The sequence below is a fragment of the Terrabacter sp. P5_B1 genome, assembly GCF_056400505.1.
Genome location: NZ_JBFULD010000393.1, coordinates 1 through 3,432, shown reverse-complemented (window position 1 = coordinate 3,432; position 3,432 = coordinate 1). Strand labels below are relative to the sequence as shown.

Here is a 3,432-nt window from a genome sequence, read left to right as displayed (position 1 = left end):
GCGGTGGACCGGTGGGCCGCGACGACGACGGCCACGGGCCGGAGCATGCGGCAGGCGCGGGCGAGCTCGGCCGTCGGGGTGCTGGCGCCGAGGTAGCTCGAGCGCCACCCGAGGCGCGACAGGACGATCGCGGTGGCATGAGCCCGAACTCGTGGTGCTCTCCGGGCATGCACGCGAGCACGGCGAGCGGGCCGTCGGCGCGCTCGGGGGCCTCCATCAGGACGGAGAGCCGCGAGCGCAGGACGTGGCTCGCGAAGTGCTCCTGCGCCACGCCGATCGAGCCGGCGGACCAGCGCTCACCGACGTCGTGGAGGTAGGGCAGCACGACCAGCGAGAGGGCGTCCTCCACGCCGAGCTCGTCGAAGACCCGCGTGAGGACGCGGTGCCCACCGGTCTCGTCGAAGCTCTCGAGCGTCTCCTCGAGGCCGTCCCGCCACTCGCCGGGCGTCGTGCGGTGCGGCGTGGTCATGGGGGCTCCTCGGGGTGGGACGGGGACCGAGGCGCCGGGCGACAGCTGCAGCGTCATACCCGTTCCGGTCGGGCCGCCCACCGTCGTGACCGAATCGTGCCCTCCGGCCCGCAAAGTCGGTTGGCTCGGCCGCGTCCCGCGCACAGGATGGGGTATGCCGTACGCAGCCCTCCCGCGCACCACCGTCCTCCTCGAGGTGGCGTGCGACGAGTCCGGTTCGGAGGGCGAGAAGCTCGTGCGGGGCAGCACCGACACCTTCGCCCATGCGAGCGTCGACGTCACGACCTCGGCCGCGACGGCGACCATCGAGCGGGTGCGCATCGAGGCTCGCTCGCCCGCGACGGAGGTCAAGGCAAGCGTCGTGCTGCGGCCCCAGAACCGGCGCCTGCTCGAGTGGCTCCTCGGTGACGACGGGCCGCTCCTCGGCCGCGCCCACGTGCACCTCACCGACAAGTCCTTGCACCTGACGAGGCGCATGGTGGCGCTGCTCGGTCGCGGGCCGGCGTCGGTCCCGGAGGGCACGCGTCTCCCGGAGGAGCTGCACCGCACGGCCGTGCGACGCCTGGGTCGGCTGGGCTGGGAGACGGTGCTCGGCGACTTCAACGACGTCGTGCGCGCCCGCTCGCTCGACGAGGCGGCCGAGAGCGCGCAGGCCCTGCGCCGCGGGCTGGACGACGTCGCTGACCTCGCTCCGGACCTGGTGGAAGGGGTGCCCGACGACCCGGAGGCGCTACTCGCCCTCGTGGCGCGCGGACGCGGCGTGCTAGACCCCATCGTTCCGGCGCTCGCGGAGGTCCTGCGTCACTGGGGCGCGGTCGGTCGTCCGCTCTGGGTGATCCACGACGTGCAGGCCGCCCTCACCGATGCGGCGATCCGCACGGCGGTCGGGTCGAGGGCCGACGGGTCGTCGCAGGCGCTCACGGGCATCAGCTTCGTCGACTCGCAGGACGACCCGCGCGTGCAGCTGGCCGACTTCCTCGCCGGCGCCTCACGACGGATCGCCTCTCAGGTGCTTGCGGGACAGGCAGATCCGGATCTTGTCGACCTCATCGCTCCATACGTCAGCGCCCGGTCGGCCTGGCTGGACGCCTGGCCTCGGTCCGGTGCCCCTCATGCGCTGGCACCGGACGGCAGCCACGGGCGTCAGACGGTGCGGAGGCGCGTGATCCAGTAGCTCGCGGTGGCGGGCGACGCCACCCCGAAGCGGGCGTTGACGACCCAGAGCGACCCGATGGCCGCCGTGGCGGTGGACGGCACGTCGAGCGAGTCGTCGGTCAGCGTGGTGCGCCACGTCGCGCGCCACTCGTCGCCGTCGCGCCGCAGCTGCACGACCGTGACGTCCTTGGGGCCGCTGCCGCGCACGTTGTAGAGGGTGCGGCCGACGAGCTCGAGACCGTCCCCGCTCGTGATCGGTGGGCCTCCGGCGACGGCGATGCGGCGGGTGACGCCCGACTCGCCGTCGACCTGCCACAGCCCACCCACCCGGGTGTTGTTGAGCACGAACACGTCGTCGGAGAGGGCGCGGATACCGTTGGCGTTGAACGTGTTCGGGGGGCTCGGCGGCCACGGGTCGGTCAGGGCCACGAACCGTGCAGGGGACCGGGTGGGGTGGCCGATGCGAGTGAGGCGCACGATGGTGAGCCGGTCGACGCTCGAGTCGGTGACCCACACGGCACGAGGGGTGACGACGAGGTCGTTGAGGAAGCCTGCCCCGGGGACGACGGTGTCGCCGACGACGGCTCCGGAGACTGCGTCCACCGCCCAGACGTGTCCCTCGGTGCCGAGGCTGCCGACGGTCCAGACCAGCCCGGTGCGGCGGTCGAAGAAGAGGCCACGGAGCGACCGACCGGTGGCGGGCGGGAGGAGCGTGCGGGTGGTTCCGGTGCGCAGGTTGCCGGTGAGGATGCGTCCGTCGGCGAACGAGCCGACGTAGAAGGTGGCGCCCGGGCCCGACGTGATGCCCTCCGGCTGGGTGCCGTCCGGGAGGAGGACCCTGGTCGGGAGGCGGCCGCCGGGGCGACCCTGCTCGGCGGAGGCGACGGGAGCGGTCAGTGCAGTGACGGCGACGGCGGCAGCCGAGCCGAGGACGAGGCGACGCGAGGGGGTGCCATGGTGCACGGCGTTGTGGTTGTGCATGTTCCATGCTGCGCCGATGCACGGTCAGAAATCGAGACCTGGACGGAGGACCTTTGCGCGGGTGTGCCGTTGCACGTGGCACCGGCGCACCCGCGTCGACAGGTCTCGGATCGCCTCAGCGGAAGAGGTCGAGCTTCCCGTGCTTCTCGGCGAGCAGGTAGTAGACGGTGACGCGGTTCTTCGTGCGGTCGCCCTTGAGCGTCTGGCCGACCTCCGCCAGCGAGGCGTCGAGGTCGGCGTCGGAGTCGGTGAGTCCGAGCTTCTTCTTCATGAATCCGTCACGCACGCGGTCGGTCTCGGTCTTGTCGGTGAACGACACGAGTGCCGAGTCACGCTTCTGCAGCGCGATGCCGCAGTGCCGGACGATGCCCTTGATCGCGGCGTCGTCGGCGTCCGGTGAGTACTTCTTGACGTCTGCTGCCCAGTCTTCTGCCATGTGCCGTGCCCCTCGTCGTTGAATGCTGGAACACGAGTGACGCTAAACCCGCATACGTCGCCTGAGAAGGGATTTGGGATGGGTCTTCGTCCAAAGGTCCGCCGCCCGCCGTCAGGCGGTGAGGGCGGCCCAGGTGCGCGGTGGGTGTCCTGCGCCGACGCTAGGACTGGGCGCCCTTGCCGTACATGGGGAGAACTCCCCGGCCGGACGCGACGAGGGCGTCGCCGAGGGCGGTGCGCCAGTAGAGCACCTCGCGCCCCGAGCGCCGGCGCAGCACCGTGCCGGCCGCGAGCAGGACCTTGAGGTGGTCGCCGACCGAGCCGAGGGGCATACCTGTGCGGGCGACGAGGGCGCTCGTGCTCGTCGGTCCGTCGAGGACCCGGAGCAGGAG

Annotated in this window: 5 protein-coding genes; 1 reads left to right on the top strand and 4 read right to left on the bottom strand. The window is 72.1% G+C overall.

The features are described 5' to 3' along the window. A partial coding sequence (locus AC1DP0_RS19775; protein ID WP_478087879.1) for a cobalamin B12-binding domain-containing protein occupies window positions 1–469 on the bottom strand: 469 nt, incomplete at its 3' end. A 154-nt stretch (window positions 470–623) separates the two neighbouring features. Here AC1DP0_RS19775 and AC1DP0_RS19770 point away from each other — a divergent pair. Continuing rightward, a complete protein-coding gene (locus tag AC1DP0_RS19770; protein WP_478087877.1) occupies window positions 624–1,643 on the top strand; it encodes a hypothetical protein in 1,020 nt (339 codons plus the stop codon). On the opposite strand, the gene AC1DP0_RS19765 is transcribed toward AC1DP0_RS19770, so the two are convergent. The 3 genes from AC1DP0_RS19765 to AC1DP0_RS19755 all read right to left on the bottom strand — a co-directional run. Next, a complete protein-coding gene (locus AC1DP0_RS19765) occupies window positions 1,613–2,605 on the bottom strand; it encodes an NHL repeat-containing protein (protein ID WP_478087873.1) in 993 nt (330 codons plus the stop codon). The genes AC1DP0_RS19770 and AC1DP0_RS19765 overlap by 31 nt on opposite strands. A 115-nt stretch (window positions 2,606–2,720) precedes the next feature. Then, a complete protein-coding gene (locus tag AC1DP0_RS19760) occupies window positions 2,721–3,041 on the bottom strand; it encodes a DUF2853 family protein (protein WP_478087871.1) in 321 nt (106 codons plus the stop codon). A gap of 160 nt (window positions 3,042–3,201) precedes the next feature. Continuing rightward, on the bottom strand, window positions 3,202–3,432 hold a 231-nt coding region (locus AC1DP0_RS19755), incomplete at its 5' end, for an ArsR/SmtB family transcription factor (RefSeq protein ID WP_478087867.1).

Coding starts and splice junctions, on each gene's coding strand:
- AC1DP0_RS19770 (WP_478087877.1), top strand. CDS start 624: ATGCCGTACGCAGCCCTCCCGCGCACCACCGTCCTCCTCGAGGTGGCG.
- AC1DP0_RS19765 (WP_478087873.1), bottom strand. CDS start 2,605: ATGCACAACCACAACGCCGTGCACCATGGCACCCCCTCGCGTCGCCTC.
- AC1DP0_RS19760 (WP_478087871.1), bottom strand. CDS start 3,041: ATGGCAGAAGACTGGGCAGCAGACGTCAAGAAGTACTCACCGGACGCC.